24 protein-coding genes are annotated in these 23,768 nt (G+C 44.7%); 13 read left to right on the plus strand and 11 right to left on the minus strand.

What is annotated here, in order from left to right:
* The first annotated feature begins 7 nt into the window (after positions 1 to 7).
* The 6 genes from sufC (at position 8) to F9L33_RS03995 (ending at position 5,097) form a co-directional block, all read left to right on the plus strand.
* The gene (gene sufC, locus F9L33_RS03970; RefSeq protein WP_152141427.1) at positions 8 to 763 is read left to right on the plus strand and encodes a Fe-S cluster assembly ATPase SufC; all 756 of its coding nucleotides are present in this window, start codon (positions 8 to 10) and stop codon (positions 761 to 763) included.
* 2 nt (positions 764 to 765) lie between these two features.
* Positions 766 to 2,055, plus strand: a complete 1,290-nt coding sequence (sufD, locus tag F9L33_RS03975) for a Fe-S cluster assembly protein SufD (protein ID WP_152141428.1) — start codon at positions 766 to 768, stop codon at positions 2,053 to 2,055.
* The gene (locus F9L33_RS03980; protein ID WP_193221964.1) at positions 2,055 to 2,528 is read left to right on the plus strand and encodes a YIP1 family protein; all 474 of its coding nucleotides are present in this window, start codon (positions 2,055 to 2,057) and stop codon (positions 2,526 to 2,528) included. The genes sufD and F9L33_RS03980 overlap by 1 nt, the downstream gene beginning before the upstream one ends.
* Before the next feature lie 78 nt (positions 2,529 to 2,606).
* Entirely contained in the window at positions 2,607 to 3,266 is a 660-nt protein-coding gene (locus F9L33_RS03985) for a Yip1 family protein (RefSeq protein WP_152141430.1), read from the plus strand.
* Positions 3,267 to 3,884, plus strand: coding sequence for a Yip1 family protein (locus F9L33_RS03990; RefSeq protein WP_152141431.1), 618 nt, complete (start codon positions 3,267 to 3,269; stop codon positions 3,882 to 3,884).
* Positions 3,877 to 5,097, plus strand: a complete 1,221-nt coding sequence (locus tag F9L33_RS03995) for a cysteine desulfurase (protein WP_152141432.1) — start codon at positions 3,877 to 3,879, stop codon at positions 5,095 to 5,097. The genes F9L33_RS03990 and F9L33_RS03995 overlap by 8 nt, the downstream gene beginning before the upstream one ends.
* 303 nt (positions 5,098 to 5,400) lie before the next feature.
* Here the strand turns inward: F9L33_RS03995 and F9L33_RS04000 are convergent, their stop codons facing one another.
* Positions 5,401 to 6,819 (minus strand): short-chain fatty acyl-CoA regulator family protein, encoded by a 1,419-nt coding sequence (locus F9L33_RS04000; RefSeq protein ID WP_152141433.1) that lies wholly within the window; start codon positions 6,817 to 6,819, stop codon positions 5,401 to 5,403.
* A gap of 253 nt (positions 6,820 to 7,072) precedes the next feature.
* On the opposite strand from F9L33_RS04000, the gene F9L33_RS04005 reads away from it, so the two are divergent.
* Positions 7,073 to 7,300 (plus strand): hypothetical protein, encoded by a 228-nt coding sequence (locus F9L33_RS04005; RefSeq protein WP_152141434.1) that lies wholly within the window; start codon positions 7,073 to 7,075, stop codon positions 7,298 to 7,300.
* 124 nt (positions 7,301 to 7,424) lie between these two features.
* Positions 7,425 to 7,694: a hypothetical protein gene (locus tag F9L33_RS04010; protein ID WP_152141435.1), complete on the plus strand. Its 270-nt coding sequence runs from the start codon at positions 7,425 to 7,427 to the stop codon at positions 7,692 to 7,694.
* A gap of 12 nt (positions 7,695 to 7,706) precedes the next feature.
* Here F9L33_RS04010 and F9L33_RS04015 read toward each other — a convergent pair whose 3' ends face one another.
* The 10 genes from F9L33_RS04015 to F9L33_RS15720 all read right to left on the minus strand — a co-directional run bounded on the left by F9L33_RS04015 (position 7,707) and on the right by F9L33_RS15720 (position 17,965).
* Entirely contained in the window at positions 7,707 to 8,660 is a 954-nt protein-coding gene (locus tag F9L33_RS04015) for a sterol desaturase family protein (RefSeq protein ID WP_193221965.1), read from the minus strand.
* Positions 8,661 to 8,717: 57 nt separating this feature from the next.
* Positions 8,718 to 9,863 carry an amidohydrolase gene (locus F9L33_RS04020; protein WP_152141437.1) on the minus strand — a complete coding sequence of 382 codons (1,146 nt, stop codon included), beginning with the start codon at positions 9,861 to 9,863 and terminating at the stop codon, positions 8,718 to 8,720.
* 3 nt (positions 9,864 to 9,866) lie between these two features.
* Positions 9,867 to 10,211, minus strand: coding sequence for a DoxX family protein (locus F9L33_RS04025; RefSeq protein WP_152141438.1), 345 nt, complete (start codon positions 10,209 to 10,211; stop codon positions 9,867 to 9,869).
* Positions 10,212 to 10,307: 96 nt separating this feature from the next.
* Complete coding sequence (locus F9L33_RS04030) at positions 10,308 to 12,518, minus strand: 3-hydroxyacyl-CoA dehydrogenase NAD-binding domain-containing protein (RefSeq protein WP_152141439.1); 2,211 nt, start codon at positions 12,516 to 12,518, stop codon at positions 10,308 to 10,310.
* Between the two features lie 5 nt (positions 12,519 to 12,523).
* Positions 12,524 to 13,738 (minus strand): acetyl-CoA C-acetyltransferase, encoded by a 1,215-nt coding sequence (locus F9L33_RS04035; protein ID WP_152141440.1) that lies wholly within the window; start codon positions 13,736 to 13,738, stop codon positions 12,524 to 12,526.
* Positions 13,739 to 13,750: 12 nt separating this feature from the next.
* Positions 13,751 to 15,526 (minus strand): acyl-CoA dehydrogenase C-terminal domain-containing protein, encoded by a 1,776-nt coding sequence (locus F9L33_RS04040; protein ID WP_152141441.1) that lies wholly within the window; start codon positions 15,524 to 15,526, stop codon positions 13,751 to 13,753.
* A gap of 181 nt (positions 15,527 to 15,707) precedes the next feature.
* On the minus strand, positions 15,708 to 16,205 hold the full coding sequence (locus F9L33_RS04045) for a flavin reductase family protein (RefSeq protein WP_152141442.1): 498 nt from the start codon (positions 16,203 to 16,205) through the stop codon (positions 15,708 to 15,710).
* 273 nt (positions 16,206 to 16,478) lie between these two features.
* Positions 16,479 to 16,610 carry a hypothetical protein gene (locus F9L33_RS15985; RefSeq protein WP_255478294.1) on the minus strand — a complete coding sequence of 44 codons (132 nt, stop codon included), beginning with the start codon at positions 16,608 to 16,610 and terminating at the stop codon, positions 16,479 to 16,481.
* Between the two features lie 28 nt (positions 16,611 to 16,638).
* The gene (locus F9L33_RS04050) at positions 16,639 to 17,721 is read right to left on the minus strand and encodes a TniQ family protein (protein ID WP_193221966.1); all 1,083 of its coding nucleotides are present in this window, start codon (positions 17,719 to 17,721) and stop codon (positions 16,639 to 16,641) included.
* Positions 17,722 to 17,776: 55 nt separating this feature from the next.
* Positions 17,777 to 17,965 (minus strand): hypothetical protein, encoded by a 189-nt coding sequence (locus F9L33_RS15720; protein WP_193221967.1) that lies wholly within the window; start codon positions 17,963 to 17,965, stop codon positions 17,777 to 17,779.
* 196 nt (positions 17,966 to 18,161) lie between these two features.
* Between F9L33_RS15720 and F9L33_RS04055 the strand changes: the two genes are divergently transcribed.
* The 5 genes from F9L33_RS04055 to F9L33_RS04075 are packed head-to-tail and all read left to right on the plus strand — an operon-like array spanning position 18,162 to position 22,798.
* Positions 18,162 to 18,890, plus strand: coding sequence for a hypothetical protein (locus F9L33_RS04055; protein ID WP_152141444.1), 729 nt, complete (start codon positions 18,162 to 18,164; stop codon positions 18,888 to 18,890).
* The gene (locus F9L33_RS04060; RefSeq protein WP_152141445.1) at positions 18,887 to 20,518 is read left to right on the plus strand and encodes an AMP-binding protein; all 1,632 of its coding nucleotides are present in this window, start codon (positions 18,887 to 18,889) and stop codon (positions 20,516 to 20,518) included. Before F9L33_RS04055 ends, F9L33_RS04060 begins: the two co-directional genes overlap by 4 nt.
* A complete protein-coding gene (locus F9L33_RS04065) occupies positions 20,493 to 21,683 on the plus strand; it encodes a cytochrome P450 (RefSeq protein WP_152141446.1) in 1,191 nt (396 codons plus the stop codon). The genes F9L33_RS04060 and F9L33_RS04065 overlap by 26 nt, the downstream gene beginning before the upstream one ends.
* A gap of 3 nt (positions 21,684 to 21,686) precedes the next feature.
* Positions 21,687 to 21,920 (plus strand): acyl carrier protein, encoded by a 234-nt coding sequence (locus F9L33_RS04070; RefSeq protein WP_152141447.1) that lies wholly within the window; start codon positions 21,687 to 21,689, stop codon positions 21,918 to 21,920.
* Positions 21,917 to 22,798 (plus strand): hypothetical protein, encoded by an 882-nt coding sequence (locus F9L33_RS04075; protein WP_152141448.1) that lies wholly within the window; start codon positions 21,917 to 21,919, stop codon positions 22,796 to 22,798. Before F9L33_RS04070 ends, F9L33_RS04075 begins: the two co-directional genes overlap by 4 nt.
* The last annotated feature ends 970 nt before the right edge of the window (positions 22,799 to 23,768 follow it).

Below are 23,768 nucleotides of genomic sequence, written 5' to 3' on the forward strand. Positions count from 1 at the left end.
TAACGACATGTTAGAAATTAAAAACCTCCAAGTTGGCTTGGAAGAAGAAGACAAACAAATCCTTAAAGGCGTTGATTTGAAAATCGGCGAAGGTGAGGTTCATGCGATTATGGGTCCAAACGGATCAGGTAAATCAACAACATCTTATGTTTTGTCTGGTAAAGACGGTTACGAAGTGACTGGCGGTTCAGCTGAACTTTACGGCGAAGACTTATTAGACATGGAACCAGAAGAGCGTGCAGCAGCTGGTCTTTTCTTGGCATTCCAATATCCAGTGGAAATTCCGGGCGTTGGCAACATGACATTCTTGCGCACAGCAGTGAATGCTCAACGTAAAGCACGTGGCGAAGAAGAACTGTCAGCAGGCGAATTCCTGAAGGTAGTACGTGAAAAAGCCAAAGCTTTGAAAATTGATGCAGACATGTTGAAACGCCCAGTAAATGTTGGCTTTTCTGGTGGTGAAAAGAAACGTAATGAAATCTTGCAAATGGCGATGCTAGAGCCAAAGATGTGTGTTTTGGATGAAACGGACAGTGGCTTGGATGTTGATGCCATGAAATTGGTTGCTGAAGGTGTGAACGCTTTGCGCGATGGCAAACGTTCATTCCTTGTGATCACTCATTACCAACGCTTGTTGGATCACATTAAGCCTGACGTAGTGCACATCATGGCAAACGGTAAGATCGTTAAATCTGGTGGTCCTGAGTTGGCGCTAGAAGTTGAAAACAACGGCTATGCTGATATCTTGGCTGAGGTTGCTTAATTATGGCTGTGACTAATCCTAAATTTGAAGCTTCTGAGGCTTTGCTTGCCGCTTATACGACACCAGTTGGTGCAGCATGGGCGACTGAAGCACGCGCCAAGGCGGCTGCGCATTTGCGTGCGATTGGCGCACCAAGCAAGCGCGATGAGTATTGGAAATATACAAACCCTGCGGCGTTGACAGAATTGCCAACACCATCTGCGGCTTTGTTTACCTCTGATGAAGCCCCAATGTTCGATGCGATCGACCGTGTAAAAGTGGTTTTCGTTGATGGTGTTTTAGACGCAGCACAATCTGATGACTTGTCATTGGATGGTGTTGAGATTGAGACATTGGCAGAGGCCACATCAAAAGACATTCACTGGGCAAAAGAGTTGTTCGGTGTTTTGGAAGCAAATGGTCAAAACCCTGTGGATCGTCCGTTGGCTTCTTTGAATACTGCTGTAGCAACAGAGGGTCTTGTGATCCATGTGAAAGCTGAAACGGCAAAGCCATTGGCATTGCGTTACATTCACACATCTGAGAGCTCTGATGCGATGGTACACCATGTCATCAAAGTGGAAGAGGGCGCAAAGTTCACATTGTTGGAAAGCGGCCCTGGTGCTGCGCGTTTCAACTCTGTTCTAGAGGTAGACGTAGCGGACAATGCAGAGTTCCACCATGTGCGCACGCAAGGGCGCGATCACGAACGTAAAACTGCTACACATATGTATGGTCGTTTGGGTAAAGAGAGCATTTACCGTTCCTTCACAATGACAGTGAACGGCATGCTAACACGTAATGAAAGCGTTTTGGAATTCACTGGTGACGATGCACAGGCAACTGTTGGTGGTGCATCTGCGGGTGATGGCAAAGATTTCCATCACGATGACACTGTGTTTGTGACACATGACAGCGTGAACTGTGAAAGCCGTCAGGTGTTCAAAAAAGTTCTACGCAATGGTGCAACGGGTGTTTTCCAAGGTAAAATCCTGGTGAAAGCTGATGCTCAAAAAACGGATGGATATCAGATTTCACAGGGTTTGTTGTTGGATGACGACAGCAATTTCCTAGCGAAACCAGAATTGGAAATCTATGCAGATGATGTTGCGTGTTCACACGGCTCAACCGTTGGTGCGATCGACGAAGATGCAATGTTCTATATGACATCACGCGGTGTGCCAAAAGCACAAGCACAAGATATGCTGGTTTTGGCATTCTTGGGTGAAGCGATTGATGAGATCGACAATACTGATCTGGCTGATGACATTCATGCGCGTTTGGCGGCATGGATGGAGCGCAGACGCGGCTAATGTCATTAATAGGCGATATAGCAGGGGCGTACCGCGCCCCTAGCAACTCTATGCAGGTGCAAATAGAGCGTGGGATTACCGAGCCACAAACTTTGTTCTACGGAATGTTGTTTGGCGTAATCAACCTAATCGCAAGCTTTCCACGTGTTATGCTTTCCGCGCCTGACCAAGATACATTTACAGGTATGATGGCTGGGTTGTTTATATCTTATGTATTCTTCTTACCACTCATGCTTTATGGCCTTGCTGGGTTATTACATTGGGTTTTATTGAAGTTTGACGGCCAAGCAAGTTATGCAGAAATGCGCCGTGCTTTAAATTGGGCTGCAGTGGTAACAGCGCCTTTTGTATTACTGTCAGGTGCTTCATATGCACTTAATAACAGCACTTTAACGTCCATTCTTAACCTAATAACGGCTACCATTTTTTTATGGCAACTCCGTGAAACGGCCAAACAGGTCGAATACACTTAAGGTATACCTCATATTTTCGCCATATTTGCCGCGTATTTAATGCAATTATTGGTATGAGTAAGCGTAAGGGATTCTTTTATGAGTGTGCAACCTGAGATCTATGAAGGGTATACTGGGGTATTTTCTACAGAGCGAACATCTATGCTGGAACGCATTTGGGATGCTTGGAAGGATATGCGCACGTCTGCACGCCGTTTGATAGATGAAGCACCAGATGAAGCTCGTCTCATTTTTATGGTTCTGTTGTCTGACTTGGTGTTTTTCCTGTCATGGAGTATCAAAACAGTAGTGGCACCTATGAGCAGTGCAACAGAGTTAATTCCAATTGAAGTCAGCTTATGGCTTGTTGCTGCTTTAATGGTTCGCACAGCTTTCATGTACCTATTTTCATTCATTGTTTATGGAGCCTGCAAACTCTTTAAAGGGCAGGGAACATGGTATGAAACACGTGTTTGCGTTTTTTGGGCTGCATTGGTTTCAGCCCCATTTGGTTTTATAGCCGCTCTGGTAACCGTTAGCATGTATGGTCTTGAAGATTATGTACCATTATTCCGCGAAGAATGGATTTCACTGCCGCCTTATTGGTTGGGTTTGATCCCATTTGTTTGGTTTATTTCGGAAGGTATTTCTGAATCCCATAAATTTAAGAATTCCTCGCCCGTTTTTATGGTGATGTCTTTGCTTTCTTTAATTGCCCTGCTAGGTGTATTTTACATGAAAGCAAACGGAGCATGGTAAATGCAACTCAATACGGCGAGCGATTGGATTAAGCTGGCGGCAGAGACTCTAATTGAGCCAAAGAAAAGTGTGCGCGTTGTTCTAAGTATAGGCATCACAACGCAACAATTGGTACTTACTGCAGCTTTTGTCATCGTCATCAGTATGATACCATCTACCCTTATGCTTTTAATGCAGCCAATTGAAGTTCAAGAACAGTACAACGAGATATTTCCAGGCCCATTAACAATATTTTCCGTACATTTTGGTTTTCTTTTTTTCGCGTCTTTTCTGATGACCGCCATAGGCCGCTTCTTTGGTGGTCATGGGACATTTAATGATGCACTGTCTGCAATCGTATGGCTGCAGTTTATCTTATTCCTTCTACAAGTTGTTCAACTGATAACAGCAGTAATAAGTGCACCCTTGTTTATCCTCGCTGGTTTAATTTCATTTATAATTTTAATGTATTTATTATTTAATTTCATCTCTGAAGTGCATGGATTTACAAGCATTATGAGTGTGGTATTTGGTACTATGGCCGTAATTATGGGCTTATTAATTGTCTTACCGCCTCTCTTAGCAGCTCTTGGAGTGCCAACAGAGATTTACGAAATAAAGGCTGCCCAAGATGTATGATGTAAACGAAATCCGTAAAGATTTCCCAATTCTTTCGCGTGATGTAAACGGCAAACCTTTGGTCTATTTGGATAATGGTGCGTCTGCCCAAAAACCTCAGGTGGTTATTGATGCGGTCACAACTGCATACAGTCATGAATATGCAAACGTGCATCGCGGCCTGCATTATTTGTCTAATCTTGCAACGGATAAATACGAAGGTGTACGTAAGATTGTTCAGACGTTTTTAAACGCCAAACATGAAGAAGAAATCTTATTCACATCAGGCGGAACAGAAGCGTTAAATTTGGTGTCTTACGCCTGGGGTGTGCCTAACTTAGAAGCTGGCGATGAAGTCATTTTAAGTGTTATGGAACATCATGCAAATATTGTTCCATGGCATTTTTTGCGCGAACGCCATGGCATTGTATTAAAGTGGGTTGAGACGGATGTGAATGGCGACCTAGATGCACAAACAGTGATTGATGCAATTGGACCGAAAACCAAAGTGATTGCGATTACACATATGTCCAATGTTTTAGGTACTGTGGTCGATATTAAAACAATCAGTGCTGCAGCTCGTGAGAAGGGCATCATAACAGTCGTAGACGGATCACAATCCAGCGTGCATGCGCCCGTGGATGTTCAAGATTTAGGGTGCGATTTTTTTGCAATCACAGGGCATAAATTATATGGACCATCGGGTTCAGGCGCACTTTATGTTCGCCAAGAGCGCTTAACTGAGATGCACCCCTTTATTGGTGGTGGTGATATGATCCGCGATGTATCGCGTGATGTGATCACCTACAACGATGCCCCACATAAATTTGAGGCGGGAACGCCCGCGATTGTGCAAACCATCGGTATGGGGGTGGCACTGGATTACATGATGGGTTTGGGGATGCAAAACATTGCGGATCATGAACGTATATTACGTGATTATGCGCAAACAAAGCTGTCTGGTTTGAACTGGTTGAATATTCAGGGCAACTCGGCATCCAAAGGCGCCATTTTTAGCTTTACTATGGATGGTGCAGGCCATCCGCATGACATCTCTACAGTTGTTGATCAAAAAGGTATTGCTGTACGGGCGGGACATCACTGTGCACAGCCCTTGATGCAACATTTAGGTGTGACGGCCACTACACGAGCATCATTCGGATTGTATAACACAACCGAAGAGGTGGATAAGCTAGTTGATGCGTTGGAATTGTGCCACGATTTATTCGCTTAAAACTTACTTAGAAATGCTTTTTCTCGAATTATAACTATGCCATGGGCGTGTTCCATCTGCATCTCTGTTCACATTATACGGTTTTGAAGCGCTTGTTTTTTGCATATCTTCAAGTGCGCTTTTTGGCATAAATTTTTCTATGCCATCAATATTGTGATTATTTTTCAGAAACTTCGCAAACCGCGAACAAGATAGGATACTCATTAAGACACACTTTTAGTTTTTACTAATTACGTAAATAATTTAAAAACATGATGAAATTATGGCAACTGATTAAGAAAAACACAGTCCAAATTATTCTAGTCAGTTAAAATCAAAAACACTTAACCCTGTTGTCATTTCATCTAAGCCAAGCGGTCTGGTAATTGGGGCTTCTGCACGGGATAAACATCCTTGGCGTTCACATAATCGGCATGATGTACCTGTTGGTATTGGCTCCTTACCATCGTCTAAATGTTCACCATAAACAGTTTCTGACAAATGCTCAGCTGGACACCCCAGCAAAAGGGCTGTGCGTCTGATATGTTCGCCAAGTGCGGGCTGTGGGCCATCAACACTGCGTGTCAGTACAAAATATTCACTGCTATCTGCGGTTTCCACCAAGTCCAATTGAATTTGTCGTGGCTGGATAAGTGCCTGATAGACAGGTAATTTAGGGCAAGAGCCACCAAACCGGGCTTTTGGATATCCCTTTACACCTGAGCGCCGCAAAATATTGCCAGCGTGATCAACCTCCATCAGGAAGAATGGCAAACCAGATTGATTTGGACGGTTAAGCGTTGTCATACGCATGGCAGCACGTTCAAAGCTGACACCAAAGCGGGCAGCTAAGGCAGATACATCACTTTTGAGCGTTTTAGTGGCGCGTAAGAAAGCACCATACGGCATTAACATCGCAAGCGCTGAATATCGCGCCAATTCGTTGCGAACTAAACGTAACGCTTCATCCGATGATAGCGTCAGTAAATTTAACTCTTCTTGGATCGCTTCTGGAAACGCCAATAATGTAACCTCTGCAGCGAGCTCGTAAAGCTGTTCAACAGGTGATAGGCGGTCTGAAATAAAGAGACGTAAAGTATGTTTATCAAAACGGCGTAAATGCTGTGGCATCACGTGGACAGGCAGTTTTTGGACCGTGATATTATGATTTTTACGCAGCCAATCTAATAAAAACACCCATAATTCAGGACCATAGGTGCGTTCTGGTATGAAATCTTGAACAGCGTCTTCAATCCAAGGAAAGCAATAGGGGCGGTTTTCAAAAAGCTCTCGCACTTCATCACTTGGCAAATGCTTCGTCGTAACACCTGTATCATGGCCTTCTTGAGCCAATAATGTACTGAGATCGGATAAACGATCTTGGGACTCGCGATAAGCGCGGTACAACTTTAAAATACCAGACGATGCATTCGGGGCAGCTTCGGCAATTTCATAAAGTTCTTCATTGCCTGGCAATTCACCTGTGAGTAGGGGATCAGCGAACACTTCTTTTAATGCCGTTTGATCACCCGCAGCCTCGCCTTTAAGTGCCTCTAGGTCCAAATCATAAGTTGCAGCAAGCTTTAATAGTAATTGTACGGTTAATGGGCGTTGATTGCGCTCTATCAAATTAAGGTAACTTGCAGATACACCAATTTCAGCAGCCATGGCAGCTTGTGTCAGTTCCAAACCATTGCGAATACGTCTAATTCGCGGACCTGCGAATATCTTTTGCTCAGCCATTTACAAAACTTCACTAATTTTTCATAGCTATATATTTACAGAAATTTACAAATTTACAAGCCGTAATTTACATACCCTTTACAGCCTTACACGAAAAAACTGCATATTTTAAACCTCTTAGCTGGCTATTATGGCAAAACATAGCAATACTGAATTCAGTTACACGGTGATGCTTCAAATTTTTACATCATATTTTACTACTGAGCTTCGCCGTTATGACAAAAATTTACAACGTTGATCTTGGAGAAGACACATGACAGATTCAGCAGAAATCAAAGCAATGCCAAGCGCAAAAGACAATGCAGATGCAGCAGACAGCGCAATCCGCATGTTGGCAAACGACCTACACCGCCTGAACCAATCGGTAAGCCGTGCTGTTGAAGCTGGTGTAACAGTCGAGTTGATCCGTTCATCACGCCATCACAGTGGCACTGGTAATTGGGGTGACCTTTTGGTGCCGGTTATCACGAAAAAAGGATAAGTTTTTCAAGCAATGGAACCGGAACAGTCCGCTTGAAATCTTAAAACCTCGCCCTTGGGCGGGGTTTTTTTTGATTTTCAATAAATGATATGCTAAAAGAAGTGTGTTATTTGGGGGAATAATCATGAAAACAAAACACACTATATTTATTTTTGCCTTACTCTCGTCTGGCATAAACTCAGCATCAATAGCATTTGCAGGGGCTGCAGCAGCCGATCCGGCGGCAGGAGGTGGTGGCGGCAATGAAGGCGCACTTGTCGTTGGAATCATTCTGTTTCTTGCCATAATATTTGGATACGGTGGTGGTTCTGCAGGCGGAAATGGATCAGCCGGTGGGAATGGCTCAGCTGGCGGAAATGGATCGGCTGGTGGGAATGGTTCTGCTGGTTTCTAAAAATCAGTTTTCCTACTTCTTTAAAGAACGCCAAGATTTAGTAACTACAGACCACATATCAAAAATAGGTACGATCATAACCGTAATTACCCCAGTGTGTTTCTGGGGTAATTTTTTGCCTGCTTCATCAGCAATACCAACCGTAAGTTTTTGCTCCTCTAAAGGAATATACAAAGTTCCAAAAATCCAATCCCAAATAGCCAGCATTTCGCCAAAGTTCTTATCATGATGCTCAATAGCAATGCTGTGGTGTATTTGGTGCTGAGCGGGAGAAATAAACATCTTGCTCCAGAAGGGGCCAAAATTTATCCAGATATGACTGTGATGAAAATTATGGATAAGGATTAAGAAGCCAAAATAGAAAGCATTGATCCCAAAAATCTCTGCGGTTGTGAACTCCGTCGCGAACAACCCTAAGAAAATGCCTTGGACCGAACCATAGAAAACACTTTGGACAAAGGTTGATATGAATATCGCAAAAGGATGTTGGCGATACGTGGTTGCCGGCGTCAGCACTTCTGCACTGTGGTGAACAGAGTGAATTGGCCAAAGCAATTTGGAATCATGATAAATACGGTGCAGCCAATATGCGATAAAGTCTGAACCCAGAAATATAATTCCAGCAATTATAAATGGATTGGTGAAGATATTTGATGTCAGACTGCTGCTAAATTGCCCCGATAAAAAACTGGCAATGAATGTGGTCAATACGACTTTATTCAGCAAACCGAATATCGATAAAAACTTACCGATGAAAAACAGTTTTATATCAAGAAACGTCGAAGAATGCGTATAGATATGCTTAGGAACCGCCCACGTCCAAAAACCCGTTTGAATTGCTTTGGATTTGTAAACGATAAATGCAATCAGCAATGTGATGAGAATATACTCAGGTGCTATGACAGTGCTCGATCCAAAGAAACGAACATATATATCGTATAAGGATAGTGATTGTAATTCTTCCATCATACTTTGGTAAAAGCATAGGGGTTTAAAGTCAATTTGTGCTGGCTTATGATTTGACTACCCTAGTAGGTCTCTGGCAATCCGTTCAAATATAGACGCACCAACGGGGATTAAGTCGTCGTGGAAGTCGTAATCTGGGTTATGTAAAGCTGCATAGTTTTCACCAGAGCCTAAGCATAACATGGCTGCTTTAGCATCCCAGCCAAATACGCCAAAATCTTCTGATGCGCGCATTGGTAAGCCTTCGTTGCCATTTGGAACCCCAATCGCATTCATTGCTGATACCGCCACATTCGTAGCCTCTTCATCATTTATAGAGGCCGCGAAATCATCAAAGGTTTCGAATTCAACTTTTAAACCAAATTCATCCGCAATTGTTTTTGCCAGATTACAGGCATCATCATGAATTACAGACATTGGCCCGTCATGTGCCGTACGTAGGGTTGCATATATCACGGCATCTGCTGGGGCGATGCCAAATGTGGGTTCACCGACATTAACATGTGTTACGGTCACAAGACGAAAGCCATCGTCTAAAGTGCCACCTGTTCCTAATGCGCTTAAGGCAGGGATAAGTTTAGATACTGCAAGGGTAGGCGATACACCATCTTCGGGAGATGCTGCGTGGGCTGTTTTACCTGTTAGCCTGATTTGCAACCCTTGTGACGCGCAGTTGATCAAGCCAGTTCGCGTTGAGACATAACCAAAAGGGCGTCCCGGTTCGTTATGAATGGCAAAAGCCCAATCTGGTTTGATCTCTTGGAATGCAGGATCTGCGACAACCGCGCGGGCGCCACTGCCGTCTTCTTCGGCTGGTTGGAACATCAAAACCACACGACCTTTTGCAATGGGCTCACGTGATAACATGCGACCCAAAGCTAAAAGCATTGTCATATGCCCATCATGGCCGCAAAGGTGGCCTTTGCCATCCATTTGTGAGACCCAATCATTATCAGATAATTCTTGGATAGGGAGAGCGTCTAATTCAGCGCGAAATAATACCGTAGGACCATCTGCACCGCTGTCAAAGACTGCGGCAACACCGTGACCACCTAAGCCTGTCAAAACCTTAGTTAGTTTAAGTTTATCCAGCGCTTTGACGATTGTTTTGGCTGTTTGTTCTTCTTCACCTGAAATCTCTGGATAGCGGTGCAAATTACGCCGAAATGCTGTGAGTTCAACAAGGTCAGAATTGGATAGCATATATCACCGTGTGAGAGTGTAGTTTGAAATTACCAGCATCACTAAGAAGAAGATGTTCACCAGATGCAATACAAAGGGATCCCCATGTGCGTAATGAGCGATGATCGCTGTTATCAAGAACAGCGCAACACCAGCATAAGCCCATTCTTTGACTTGGACTGGTATTTGTGGGGACAGCAACACAACGACTGCAATCAATTTTAGGATCGCCAATTCTATTCGAAAGAAATCAGGAAACCCAAGATCTTTGAAACCATCGATTGACGCCTTATGAAAAAAGTAACTGCCTGCACTTAGTGTCAGCATCGCTGAAACCAAGCCTGTTGATATCCAATATAAAATGCTCATGCCGTCACTCTATTTACGCTTAAGCATAAGCGCAAACGGAAACGACCCACATCTTTCGATGCAGGCCGTTAGAACTGAAACAGTCCATTGGGATAATTATGCAGCGTCTGCTTTTGCTTCTGGGCCAAAACGACCATAGAATGTTTCGCCGTTTTTCGACAACTCGCGCAATAGAGCAGGGGTTGTGAAGCGTTCGCCGAATTTCTCGGTCAGGTCGTCACAGATTTCAACAGCTTTATCAGCACCGATGATGTCCAACCAGCTGAATGGGCCACCTGACCATGGCATAAAGCCCCAACCAAGGATTGCGCCAACATCACCTTCGCGGATGTCTTCCAATACGCCGTCCTCGAATGAACGCACAGCTTCTAGAACCTGTTGCATCGCTAGGCGGTGTTGGACTTGAGCAAGGTCAGGTTGTTCATCTGAGACTGGCCAGTTTTCACGCAAACCTTCCCAGATACCCGTGCGTTTGCCTTTTTCATCGTAAGCGTAGAAGCCAGCGCCGTTTTTACGGCCCATGCGGTCCTCATCGAACAATTTGAACAGGATTTCTTCGGCATTTGTACCTTTGTAATCGTCACCAAGTGCAGCTTGAGTGGCTTTTACAATTTTCACGGACAAGTCGATAGAAACCTCATCTGCCAATTGCAGTGGGCCCAAAGGCATCCCCAACAATTTTGCAGCATTCTCAATAAGTGCTGGCTCCACGCCTTCGGCCAACATTGTGATGCCCTCATTAACATAAGGCAGGATACAACGGTTGGCGTAGAAAAAGCGTTCATCATTCACAACGATCGGTGTTTTCTTGATCTGGCGCACAAAGTCCAAAGCTTTTGCAACCGCTTCTGGGCCTGTATTTGCACCCTTGATGATTTCCACCAAGTTCATTTTATGCACAGGGCTAAAGAAGTGAATACCGATAAAGCGTGTGTCGTCACGAGAGGCTTTTGCAAGCTCTGTGATTGGCAATGTCGATGTGTTTGTCGCAAAGATTGCTGATGGCTCTAGCTGTTCTTCTACAGCCTTCGTTACAGTTGCTTTGATCGCTGGATCTTCGAACACGGCTTCAACAATAAGATCACAACCTTTTAGAGCGTCATAATCTGGTGTTGCGTTGATGTGAGATAGGATTTCAGCCTTTTTCTCTTCAGTAACCTTCTTACGTTTGATGCCTTGATCCAAGATATCTGTAACAGACGCTAGACCACGGTCACATGCTTCTTGGTCACGGTCCACAAGAACCACATCGATGCCAACTTTGGCAGATACGAATGCAATACCTGCACCCATCATGCCAGCGCCCATAACACCCACTTTTTTCACAGACATATCTGCCACGCCTTCAGGACGCACAGCGCCTTTTTCAAGGGCCGTCTTGTTTGTGAAGATCGTTTTAATCATCGCTGATGATGATGGGTTCATCAGAACGTTTGTAAACCAACGCGCTTCGATTTTAATCGCTGTATCGAATGGTACTTGCGCACCTTCGTAGATAGCAGACAACATCGCACGTGCCGCAGGGTATACACCCTGTGTTTTACCGTGGATCATTGCAGATGCGCCAACATAGTTCATGAAACCAGCGGGGTGGTACGGTGCACCACCTGGCATTTTAAAGCCTTTTTGATCCCATGGTTTTACGATGTCCGCATCAGTTGCGTTTTTCACCCATTCTTTGGCTGAAGATAACAATTCATCCGCTGGAACAACTTCGTCGATAAGGCCAAGTCGCTTTGCAGCTTGTGGATCAGACAATTTACCGTTCATTAGAACAGGCGAACCTGTCATCATGTCCAACTTACGGCTGATACGTGTTGTACCACCAGCACCTGGGAAAATACCCACTAGGATTTCTGGAAGGCCAATTTTTGCTTTTGGATTGTCAGCAGCAAAGATGCGGTGACAGGCCAGAGGGATTTCAAAACCAATGCCCAAAGCAGTGCCGGGTAGGGCAGCAGCAATCGGTTTGCCACCTTTGTTTGTTTTTGCATCCATACCTGCACGCTCGATTTTGCGTGTCATTTGGTGGAAACCCATGATGCCGTCAAAAAGACCTTTGGCAGGGTTATCGCCAGCCATTTCTTTCATCTTTGCGATCACGTTCAGGTCCATACCACCAGCAAAGTCAGCTTTGCCAGATGTGATCACAGCACCTTTAACAGCGTCGTCAGCCAGAACTTTATCAACAAGCGCTTCTAGTTCTTGAGAGGCTTCGATGTTTAGAACGTTCATAGATTTGTTTGGAACGTCCCATGTGATTGTTGCGATGCCGTCTGCATCTACGTCGTATTGAAAATCAGCCATTGTTCTTACACTCTCTCAATAATCGTTGCTGCACCCATGCCAGAGCCGATGCACAATGTTGCCAAACCAGTTTCTTTGTCGTCGCGCTCCATCTCGTCCAGCAATGTACCCAAGATCATCGCACCTGTTGCACCCAATGGGTGACCCATAGCGATTGCGCCGCCGTTTACGTTTAGTTTGTCACGATCAACGTTGAAGTATGTTTGGAAGCGCAGCACCACAGATGCGAATGCTTCGTTTACTTCGAACAGATCGATGTCGTTGATGTTCATGCCTGTTTGAGCCAGAATTTTTTCTGTTACAGGAACTGGACCAGTCAACATGATTGTTGGATCAGTCCCGATTTTAGCTGTTGATTTGATACGTGCGCGCGGTTTCAAACCATTTGCTTCGCCAAATTCTTTGTTGCCGATCAAAACAGCCGCAGCCCCATCAGAGATGGCAGAAGAGTTACCAGCATGGTGTACGTGATTAATACGCTCAAGCTCTGGGTATTTCATCAATGCAACCGCATCAAAACCTGGCATCACTTCGCCCATAGCTTTGAAAGATGGGTTTAATGAGCCCAAACCTTGCATGTTTGTGCCTTCGCGAATTTGTTCATCCACACGTGAAATTTCCAAACCGTTTTGGTCGTTTACAGCAACACGTGATTTGTCAAAGTGACCCGCTGCAGTTGCAGCAACGGCACGTCTATGACTTTCAACAGCATATTCGTCGCACATATCACGGCTGAAACCGTATTTCGTAGCAATAATGTCTGATGAAATACCTTGAGGTACGAAATAGGCTTTCATAGCCAAGTAAGGGTCAACAGCGATTGCGCCGCCATCCATGCCCATTGGCACACGGCTCATGCTTTCAACACCGCCTGCGATGTAAGCATTACCAGCACCACCACGCACTTGGTTTGCGGCCATGTTCACAGCTTCCAAACCAGATGCACAGAAACGGTTTACAGATACACCAGGTACACGCTCATCAAGGTCAGAATAAAGAACCGCTGAACGTGCCAAACACGCGCCTTGTTCACCAACTTGGGTCACGTTGCCCCAAATCACGTCTTCGATTTGTGATGTGTCTTCTAGGTTATTGCGATCAGCAATACCGTTTAGAACGTCTGCGGATAGTTTAACGGCTGTGACTTCGTGCAAAGCACCGTCTTTTTTGCCTTTGCCGCGTGGTGTGCGGATCGCGTCATAAATATAAGCTTCAGTCATTTTCTATTCTCCTTAAAACGCATCTGCGTCGAGGGCCATAACAGTGTCTGCACCAGACATAATACGTGCTTGGTGCGCTTTCGTAGCGGGTAGCATGCGGGCCATATAGTAACGGCCAGTTGCGATTTTATTTTTGTAGAAGTCAGGATCAGAATGATCACCCGCTAAGGCTTCATTGGCTGATTTTGCCATCATGGACCACATCAAACCAAGGCAAACATGACCGAACATGTGAAGGGCATCTGTTGAACCAGCAAGAGCTGCGTTCGGGTTCTTCATGCCTTCTTGCATGAAATACATCATCACAGCTTGCAGGTCTTTTGATGCTTCTTTCAATGGATTTGTGAAATCTGCCATATCTTCATTGTCTTTGTTTTCACCAATGAAGTTTTTGATCATTTCAAAGAACGCCATCACGTGCTTACCGCCGTCTTGCGCCATTTTACGCCCCACAAGATCAAGCGCTTGCACACCGTTTGCACCTTCATAGATCATTGCAATACGTGCATCACGTGTGAACTGAGACATACCCCATTCTTCGATATAACCGTGACCACCATAAACCTGTTGCGCCTGAACAGTCATGTCGTAGCCAACATCTGTTAAGAAACCTTTGATCACAGGTGTGAGTAGGGAGATGATGCCCATAGCTTCTTTGTCATCCGCCAAATGGCCTTTGTCCAACATCATTGCGCCCCAAAGAACAAATGCGCGTGCACCTTCAACAAAGCTTTTCTGGTTCATCAACATACGGCGAATGTCTGGGTGTACGATCAACGGGTCAGCAGGGCCATCAGGGTTCTTAGTACCCGTCACATCACGACCTTGCAGGCGATCCTTGGCATAAATCACTGCGTTTTGGTAGGCTGCTTCGGCTTGAGACAAGCCTTGCATGCCAACACCAAGACGGGCTTCGTTCATCATTGTGAACATCGCGCGCATGCCTTTATGCTCTTCACCAACCAGATAGCCTTCGGCCTCATCGTAGTTCATCACACAGGTTGCGTTGCCATGGATACCCATTTTTTCTTCGATATTACCAACACTTACACCGTTACGCTCACCTAAAGAACCGTCATCTTTGACGATAAACTTAGGAACGATGAACAATGAAACGCCTTTAATGCCTTCTGGTCCACCAGGGATTTTCGCCAGAACCAAGTGAATAACGTTTTCTGTCAAATCTTGGTCACCCGCAGAGATGAAAATCTTTTGACCTGATACTTTGAAAGTACCGTCGCCCTGAGGTTCCGCTTTCGTACGCATTAAACCTAAATCAGTACCACAATGTGGTTCAGTCAAGTTCATTGTACCAGACCATTTCAGATCAACCATATTAGGCAAGAATTTCGCTTTCAGCTCGTCAGATGCATGTGCATGAATGGCAGAGTAGGCACCGTGTGTCAGGCCTGGATACATTGTAAAGGCCATGTTTGAGCCGCTGAATAACTCGCCAGTTGCTGTTGCCAATGTATACGGCATGCCTTGGCCACCGTATTCTGGATCACAATCTAGACCGTTCCAACCACCAGCAGCAAATTCATCAAATGCTTCTTTAAAACCAGCTGGAGTGCGCACAACGCCGTTTTCCAGTGTACAACCAGCTTTATCGCCAACCTCGTTCAATGGTTGTAATACGTTTGTGGCGATTTTACCTGCTTCTTCTAGAACAGCTGATGTGAAATCAGGTTCTAACTCATTAAATCCAGGAATATCAGCATCTTGTACTTTTAACATTTCGTGCAAAACAAATGACATGTCTTTTGCGGGTGCTGTATAGCTTGGCATTTTTCTCTCCCGTTTGCATCACATGGGCCAACATGTGAAATAAATTAGTAAATTCCAAATCAGTTTGCCGTGAAATTACTGAAACACAAGAGGAACGTAGGGTCACTGACAGTTTACGTCACGTCGAACTACGTAAACTTATAAACTCCACATTAATATCGTTATTTTACACTTTATAGGTTCATGTGGTTGTTTCAGGTATAACAGCGGTTGTAGTGTAAAATCCATTACAAAACACCAGACCATCACCATCTGCCGTTGTTAAGCCTTTAACATGCCCAACAATGATCCAATGATCACCACCTTCATAGACAGCCCAAGTTATGCAATTAAAACGTACTAAGGAGTTTGTAATCTGTGGAACATTGTTTTGATCAACCGTATAATCAACATTTGCGAACTTATCGTGACCGCTGCGCGCAAATTGATTAGACAGTTCTTTTTGATCTGCAGAAAGAATGTGAACAGAAAAATTCTTTGTGGTTTTAAATACCTCAGCAGAAAGCGCATTTTTTCGAACGCTCCATAAAATCAAAGGAGGGTCCATAGATACTGAATTAAAACTGCTTGCCGTCATACCAACTTTTTGACCATCAGCATCACAGGCTGTCACGATAGTCACACCAGTTGCAAACTTTGATAAAGCATTGCGCATATCTTGATCGGTAAAATTTTGCATTTGATGCTGAGTCCAAATCTTATTTAATATGTTATATAATAAATTAGGTTTAAAACGCATAGGGTAAAGTATCATTAAAGTAGTTTGCGTAACTTATTGTTATCATTTAATTACAATTATTTAACATAATATATATTATACGATTTATATGTATTAGAAGTTACCAATGTCGGAACCTTTATATAATGAGACTGATATAATAGGATTCATTGTAAAAACAAACGCCCCTATTGTAAAATCTTTAAATCGCAAGAGTTTTAGATAGAAATGCTCTTAGTAGTATTTAGAGCCCATCAGAACAAAGCTGGCAACGCCATACCGTGTTATAACAACGGGTTCTAACTCTGCTGCTGCATAGACCAGTTTTGGCATACGCCTGAGTTTCGTTATCGTAAATTCTTTCATATCATCATCCTAGTTGTAATTTTTATGCTTAGAATGCACTTGCTGGAAATTTTACAAACAAAGCATCGAGTTCTGAGTTTTGACCTGGAGACATCTCATCACGCAGGTTTTGCATAGTAGGTGCCCTACTCCAGATGTTTTTAACTGGAGCACGAGCTGTAAAGAGATTTGTACAGCCTTTTAAGAGAGCCACGATCAGCGCATGTGTTTTACGTTTAGTCGCTACAGAAGTCGCTCTGTATGGCCTGTGAAGCTTCATGACATTTGCTGGATCAGGCCGGTTTGGAAATGCTGCGCTAGAAAAATGTTCAATCATTGGCATATACCCACGGCTTGATTTCAACAAAATATTAGAAAATTCGATAATGAATGTTCTAAACAAGGTAAGCCTCTTATCAGTTATCTTTGAAGCAAGTGAACGTCTGAGTGTATTTTCCAACCGCACAACAGCATTCCATGCCATTTTAACACTACGATCACTTAAGATACCCAATGCATTTCTGTCTGAGATATTCTGCAAACCAAGTTGAGAGCCTAAGTTAGCCCCACATCGGCTACAAATGATGACCGATTGCTTCCCATCATACGCAAATTGTGGTTTTGCAGCCCTATCAAAGCAATTTAAGCAGTGTGATGTCAGAGGTAATCGATGCTTAGGACAAAATGTATTGGTCCCTAAAGACCAGAGAAGTCGCATATATTGATCCCTACCCTTCGATTGATCCTCCATGAGACATCGTCCACACCACGCATGCTTTAGCGGTCCAGAATACAAATCCTCATATGTATCGATATTACTAACCCCTCCTGAGTATCTTAACTCTTCATCTGAAAGTACAGAAAACGAATGTGATAGAGTTAAGCTGAGTAATCTATTTTTTGTTGTATTTAACTCATTAGGAAGCCGTTTCAGTATTATTGGTTCAAGTTGATGATCGCAAAAATCAAAATCTGTGTAAGCCTCACCAATTGCACCATCATTGATAACTTCCATTAAAAAAGAATTGGCATCCATATCGTAGAAACATGCATTACGGCCTACGAAGGAGGAAAATACTTCACCTCTTATGGTTTTAAACAATATTGGAAGACGTTTAGGAGTTGTCTGCATATCACGACACCGCACCTGGGCGAATATATGGCAAACTGCATCGCGCGGCTCGGCACTAGACGGGAGTGGGTAAAACCTGTGGGTGTTGGGGTAAGCTGCGCCAAAACATAAACAGGCCGGACAGACGACAGTACTGACGAACATGACCGCAAATATCACCAGAAAACACTTGCAATGCAGGAGCCACCCACAAACGCCGTTCTTGATGGACGTTTGTCAGTTTCAAATGCCAAGACAGCGTCATGAGACCCCCAAGTTTTGCCCACTCCCTTACCGAAGTCCTGACCCAAAAAAATCAAGTGATCGCATGATTTCGCCGATTTCTCAGCGCGCGTTCATAAATGCTTTCCAAAGAAACATTCTAAACGTAACTAACATTAAACGAGATGAACACTTCAAGCCATTTACAACTTTAAATTGTATTAGGAGAAAAATACATCGTGAATATTGACACTCCCCAGATATCTAAGCCGTTCTTAAAAAATGATATGAAAGAACTACGAAAACAGGTTTTGCGAAACAAAAATCTACTACCCGATAGTCTGCTCAAAGGCGACGGTATATTTCTAAAACTAAACGAAACTGGAGAAAATTTTCCGATTTTTTGGTGCTTCGATAATTGGATTGAACCTTATTCACTTGCATTCCGTATTGGTTCAAGCCAACCGCTCTATGCGGCTCGCTCCTTTAATTGTAAAATAGGTGACGACCCAGAACAATCAGTTCGCTTAGCGAAGTTATTTGTTGAAGAACTCTTGGAATGTCATGGGACTGGTCCCCTGATATTAGGTGGAGACAATCAAGCTACTGCAATAGTAGAAGCAATGGCGCGTATACTTCTAGAGCATAAAATAGACATCCCTGCCTTGATCGTTTTAGATTGTCAGTTTGTAAGTGATTATCCTGGTTATGTTTTTCAAATATTTGATCAGGCAGGTGACCCATATGAGCGTTTTATTGCGGAAGCCTTGGAGATACGCCAAGGCCAGTCAGGTACCTCAGCCTGGGGGGCGATTGAAGTACAGCAAGGCCAGTTCTTTAGGGCGCCAGCAATCGATCAGCTATCTCAATATATTAAACTGATTTCGAACGCGATTAGCGCCGGAGAAAATTTGCCGATTGGTGAGGTCGTTCTCGGCAACCAATTCAGCGATGGTGATCAAGCGTGATTCAGTTTTCAGATGGTTGTAGTATCCTCGAACGTGTTGAGAGGCATGCTATTGAACGACCAGATGAAAACGCTTTTGTCTACATCAGTGATCGTTCTAATCCTGGTCAAGCGCTTAGTTGGTCGGAGCTTTGGGCTAGGAGCGCGTTTATATCTGACTCTCTTCCAGTATCTAGTGTGAAACAACCTCTTGGTGTTTTGCTCTTTTGCCGTAACGACTTGCACTTTATTATAGGGCTACTGGCGATCTGGATGCGTGGAGGCTTCGCCATTCCTGGAACGGGTAGCTTAAATCGCAAGATCCTTGAACGAAATATTCATATTCTCGATGCTAGCAGGCCAAATATCATCCTTCATGACTTAACGGATTTCGAGCTTGAGAAACTCCGCCCCAATGCGGGCGGTGCGGTTTTTCAAAGAATTGAACCGCTTTCGTCAGACAAAGCACGCTCAAGCCACGCATTATGTCAACGAGGTGGAGGGGTAGTACAGTTTTCATCAGGGACAACCTCCGCGCCGAAAGCGATTGTGCTTACGGAACAGATGATCGTGGAAAACTGCAAGGCAATTGCCAGTAGCTATAATTTATCTCCGGAATCCGTTGGCGTGAATTGGTTACCACTTCATCATGACATGGGGCTTGTTGGCAGCGTTATATCTGCACTTTGGAGCGGTGCATTGTCCGTACTGCTCAAGCCAACATTATTTATCCAAAATCCGCTAAGCTGGCTTTCGACCATTAACAATTGGCGCGCCACCAGCATCAGCGCGCCCAATTTTGCCTACGCAAGTTTGGTTCATGCAGCACAAAGTGGACTACCGGACGACATAGATCTTTCTTGTCTTAAGACCGCCGTAATTGGTGGCGAGCCTGTCCGGAGAGCTACAGTTGAGGGCTTAATTGAGACATTTGAAACTGTCGGCCTTTCTCCTGACGCGCTCGCCCCCTGTTACGGACTTGCGGAAGCGACGTTACTTGTCAGCAGCGGACAACGCCGCGGAGGTCCGGTATTTGATAACGATGACACTGCGCTCTTGGGTTCGCCTATTGATGCATTGAAAGTTGAAGTTTGGAGAGATGGTTTGCAATGCGCTGATGGCGAGGAGGGCGAAGTGGTCTTATCTGGACGTAGTGTTGGTCACATTGTTCCAATCGGAAAAGATTGGCGTAGTTTTGCAAATCAGCACACGGCCCCACCCGTCTTTTCTGGCGATTTTGGCTTTGTCAAAGATGGTGAGCTTTGCGTCACGGGTCGCAAAGCCAACAAAATCATTCTCAGAGGTAGGAATATCTTCGCGGAAGATGTCGAGGGAATAGCTCAAGCCGCGGTGCCAGAGATGGTTCCAGGTGGTGTAGCCGCCTTTGGTATCGCACAAGATTCAACAGAAGGTCTGTGTATACTCATCGAAGTACGCAAGTCCCAGGAATTCAATCATTTGTCAGAACTCAATTCGCAAGTTGGTTCAAGGTTAGGAGTCAAGTTGTCTCGAATAGTCATTCTACGAAATGCAAGCTTACCAAGAACAAGCAGTGGCAAAGTAATACGCGCCGCCGCCCGAGATCTGCTGATCAAAGGGGCCCTGAAAGAAAGGACCAGAGAAGATGTCATTCAAACCAACCACCGATAGCTTTATCAGACGACCGATTAATACTGCTGATCCCGGCCGTGTCTATGACAATGTTCGCGCGGAAGGAGATATCCTTTGGTCTTCTTCCATGCGAATTTGGCTTGTTCTTTCAAAGAGCGCCGCCACGGAGGCACTAAGAAACCGAGATTTACACACATTCAACCTGAGCAATCTATATAATCGCCTGGCCCGACAAACAGAGTATCAGCTGGAAGCTCTTGCGCATCTCGCTACATTCTTACCGATTGTGCAAGAGGGGGAGCGCCATAAGAAATTGCGCAGCCTTTTTGGCAGATTCTTAGCGGATAACCAGGATGCTTATCTAAGTGCATACGCTCAATCATCCCGAGAGCTTCTTGATACCTTAAAGGAAAACGGTGGGGGGGACTTTGCAACAGAATACGCGGACCGTATTCATAGCGACGCTATTGGTAGAATCTGCGATATTGCGCCCGAAAGGCGAGCCTGGATGGCGCAAAAGACGTTTGCCGAAGGCATCTTGGGTGTCGACATGCACTTATCCTCTGTCCAGAACGCCACAATCCGGGTTCGAGAGCTTTTTTCTCACTATGACGAGGTTCTTAGAAGTTCTGCTGAGAATGACATCTTGGCTAATATGGGGCAACACTTCGAAGCAGCAGGCATGCCAGCCGATCACGACTCCAAGGCATCATTTTTGACAGCTCTGACAGTACTTGGTGGAGACACGACGGCGGGAACGCTCAGCTTGGGGTTGGGGCGGCTCCTAGACGCTTTCGAGGGTCGAATAAGTGCACAACAATGGCCCGATCAAAAAAACCTAGTTGAAGAGTTTCTCAGATTATCTGCTGCGATCCAGACCGTCTATCGTGTTGCAAACAAACCCACGATGATTGCCGATCAAAATATCGCAAAAGGCGAAACGGTCCTGATAAATCTATCAGCTGCGAACCGCGACCCAACCGCTTATGAGTGCCCTCATCAGTTCAACGAAAACCACCAGGCTGGTATACAATTTGGTACTGGCCGGCATTTCTGTAGCGGTATGACATTAACACGTAAGGCGGTTGCGATATCGCTGGAGCATCTTTCTGAGTTCTCAGAGATCGTTGCGCGTGAAGGACGGTCATTCAGTGAAGACCGAATTGCTACGAAATACTCAAAATTCCCTATCACACTGGAGTAAACAATGAACAAGCAGGAACTTATTGATCTTTCCTTAGAAAGATTGCAAAAATTTCTAGGTCGCGAAGTAAGCGAAAAAGACCTCGACATCGGATATGATAGTTTAGGAGCGGATTCGATGGACATGGTGGTGTTGGCGTTTGATCTTGAACAACACCTTGGCAAGCCGATAGCTCCAGAAATCTTTCTAGAACATGAGACACTCCGGGCAGCGCTAGAAGATGTGATAGCTCGATGAACGACCTCACCAGGATAGACAAGCAATCGCGCATTTTTCTGATTTTCCAAATGGCAAAGGTTGCGTCGCGGTCATGGTATCAATTGTTGAGTCATAACTTTCCTGATGCGATGATAAGTCACTTTCATGTCATTTCGACCAAACGAACTACTAAGTACCACGAACTTGCCGCGGCCAAGCCCCCTTCGCAGACCATAAAGCACTTAGTAGACCGCGGCTTGAGCTGTCCAGATGCCCGAGCGACGGAGTTTATAGAAGAGGGGTGCTGGGTTGGCCCACCGGCAACCATAATTACTGGTGTCCGCGATCCGGTCGCTCGGGCAATCTCAGCCGTCACCTTTTTGGGAGATCGATATGGATATGAGAGACTTCCAATAGCTCAGCGGGATAATGCTACACCGGAGAATGTACTCGAAGTATTTCACCGAGCTCTTGCAGTAGCTCGCGGACAGGACGCTTGTGACGACACTTTCGTTACTCTTTTGGCTGAGATGATTGGGAGCTATGATCTATGGCTCGAAGAAGAGCTGTCTCCCGCATTTGGATTTAACTTTGAATCAGTAGCCTTTGACCGAAATGCAGGCGCAATTCTGCTTGATAATATACACAAGGCACTTGTTTACCGAATGGAGGATCTCAAAGTACCTTTGGCACATGAACGATTGATGAGAACGGCCAGCATGTTTATTGGAAAGTCTTTGTCCCATTTTCCGTCTCCTAACCAGGGTAATGAGACACGTTACCAGGCATTTTATAAGCAAGTGGTCTCTCAGTTGTGTCTTTCGGATGATGAGTTGGATTGGTTCTATAACAACGACACAGTCAAGAAATTCTATACTGAGGAGGAAGTGGGTGTTTTTCGAAAGCGGTGGAGCTAGGTAGAGGCCAGCTTCTACGCAGCTATGGAAAGATCAGACATGACCCCATCGGAAGGGGTTCGTTCGTAGGATGCCGCTAAGGCAGAATAATATGGGAACTTCTGAAGGTCTGATGAATTTTCCCCAAACGTCATAACCGACCTATTCCCCGTTCAGCCCGTGTGGCCAGTTGCGTTGATCTGACTTCGGGAGTGGGCAAAACTTGGGGGTCTCATGCCGCTGTCATGGCATTTGAAACTGACAAACGTCCATCAAGAACGGCCGCTCGGGTGACTGCCACGTTATGTGCCCCGCGCGGAGACCATCTCATCTGGCGGCGTTTCCCCAAGTACCTACCCATTTTGAATTTCTACCTCCACTTGTTTTACGCATGTGTTTGGCTTCAGGTGATTATGTAGACTTTTTTACAGATGAAACTGACTATGAAGCGGTAATATTAGACTTCGGAATTAAAGATGGAAGCATTGTAATGGAAATCTTTTAAATGTCCGCTTTGTCCGTCATAGCGGACATTCGACCCCTCTACTCACAGTCTTATAATTGAAAAAACTAAGTAGTTGTTTTTATTTGATTTGAAATCCCATTAATTACGTGATCCGACAACCAATATCGGAACTTCGATATAATGGGATTCCGAGTACAGATAAAATCCCCCTATTTGATAATCCTTCAATCTTCGAGATTTTGAGAGAAATGCTCTAAGTAGCATTTAGCACCCATCAGAACGAAGCTAGCAACACCATATGGCCTGTGAAGCTTCATGACATTCGCTGGGTCAGGTCAGCTTGGAAATGCTGTGCTAGAAAAATGTTCAATCGTCGGCATATAGCCACGACTAGATTTCAACAGTATATTAGAAATTCGATAATGAATGTTATAAATAAGGTAAGCATCTTATCTGGTATCTTTGAAGCAAGTGAACGATGGATCGCCAGCTACAATTAGAGCAGCTGACGAAGCTTTACTGATT

The organism is Amylibacter sp. SFDW26 (genome assembly GCF_009184395.1).
Classification (GTDB): Bacteria; Pseudomonadota; Alphaproteobacteria; order Rhodobacterales; family Rhodobacteraceae; genus Amylibacter.

Coding starts and splice junctions, on each gene's coding strand:
- F9L33_RS04050 (WP_193221966.1), bottom strand. CDS start 17,721: ATGCAGACAACTCCTAAACGTCTTCCAATATTGTTTAAAACCATAAGA.
- F9L33_RS03995 (WP_152141432.1), top strand. CDS start 3,877: ATGTATGATGTAAACGAAATCCGTAAAGATTTCCCAATTCTTTCGCGT.
- F9L33_RS04065 (WP_152141446.1), top strand. CDS start 20,493: ATGTCATTCAAACCAACCACCGATAGCTTTATCAGACGACCGATTAAT.
- F9L33_RS04035 (WP_152141440.1), bottom strand. CDS start 13,738: ATGACTGAAGCTTATATTTATGACGCGATCCGCACACCACGCGGCAAA.
- F9L33_RS04070 (WP_152141447.1), top strand. CDS start 21,687: ATGAACAAGCAGGAACTTATTGATCTTTCCTTAGAAAGATTGCAAAAA.
- F9L33_RS04040 (WP_152141441.1), bottom strand. CDS start 15,526: ATGCCAAGCTATACAGCACCCGCAAAAGACATGTCATTTGTTTTGCAC.
- F9L33_RS04000 (WP_152141433.1), bottom strand. CDS start 6,819: ATGGCTGAGCAAAAGATATTCGCAGGTCCGCGAATTAGACGTATTCGC.
- F9L33_RS15720 (WP_193221967.1), bottom strand. CDS start 17,965: ATGACGCTGTCTTGGCATTTGAAACTGACAAACGTCCATCAAGAACGG.
- F9L33_RS04030 (WP_152141439.1), bottom strand. CDS start 12,518: ATGGCTGATTTTCAATACGACGTAGATGCAGACGGCATCGCAACAATC.
- F9L33_RS04020 (WP_152141437.1), bottom strand. CDS start 9,863: ATGCTATCCAATTCTGACCTTGTTGAACTCACAGCATTTCGGCGTAAT.
- F9L33_RS04010 (WP_152141435.1), top strand. CDS start 7,425: ATGAAAACAAAACACACTATATTTATTTTTGCCTTACTCTCGTCTGGC.
- F9L33_RS04025 (WP_152141438.1), bottom strand. CDS start 10,211: ATGAGCATTTTATATTGGATATCAACAGGCTTGGTTTCAGCGATGCTG.
- F9L33_RS03980 (WP_193221964.1), top strand. CDS start 2,055: ATGTCATTAATAGGCGATATAGCAGGGGCGTACCGCGCCCCTAGCAAC.
- F9L33_RS15985 (WP_255478294.1), bottom strand. CDS start 16,610: ATGAAAGAATTTACGATAACGAAACTCAGGCGTATGCCAAAACTGGTC.
- F9L33_RS03990 (WP_152141431.1), top strand. CDS start 3,267: ATGCAACTCAATACGGCGAGCGATTGGATTAAGCTGGCGGCAGAGACT.
- F9L33_RS04045 (WP_152141442.1), bottom strand. CDS start 16,205: ATGCAAAATTTTACCGATCAAGATATGCGCAATGCTTTATCAAAGTTT.
- F9L33_RS04075 (WP_152141448.1), top strand. CDS start 21,917: ATGAACGACCTCACCAGGATAGACAAGCAATCGCGCATTTTTCTGATT.
- sufD (WP_152141428.1), top strand. CDS start 766: ATGGCTGTGACTAATCCTAAATTTGAAGCTTCTGAGGCTTTGCTTGCC.
- sufC (WP_152141427.1), top strand. CDS start 8: ATGTTAGAAATTAAAAACCTCCAAGTTGGCTTGGAAGAAGAAGACAAA.
- F9L33_RS04005 (WP_152141434.1), top strand. CDS start 7,073: ATGACAGATTCAGCAGAAATCAAAGCAATGCCAAGCGCAAAAGACAAT.
- F9L33_RS04015 (WP_193221965.1), bottom strand. CDS start 8,660: ATGGAAGAATTACAATCACTATCCTTATACGATATATATGTTCGTTTC.
- F9L33_RS03985 (WP_152141430.1), top strand. CDS start 2,607: ATGAGTGTGCAACCTGAGATCTATGAAGGGTATACTGGGGTATTTTCT.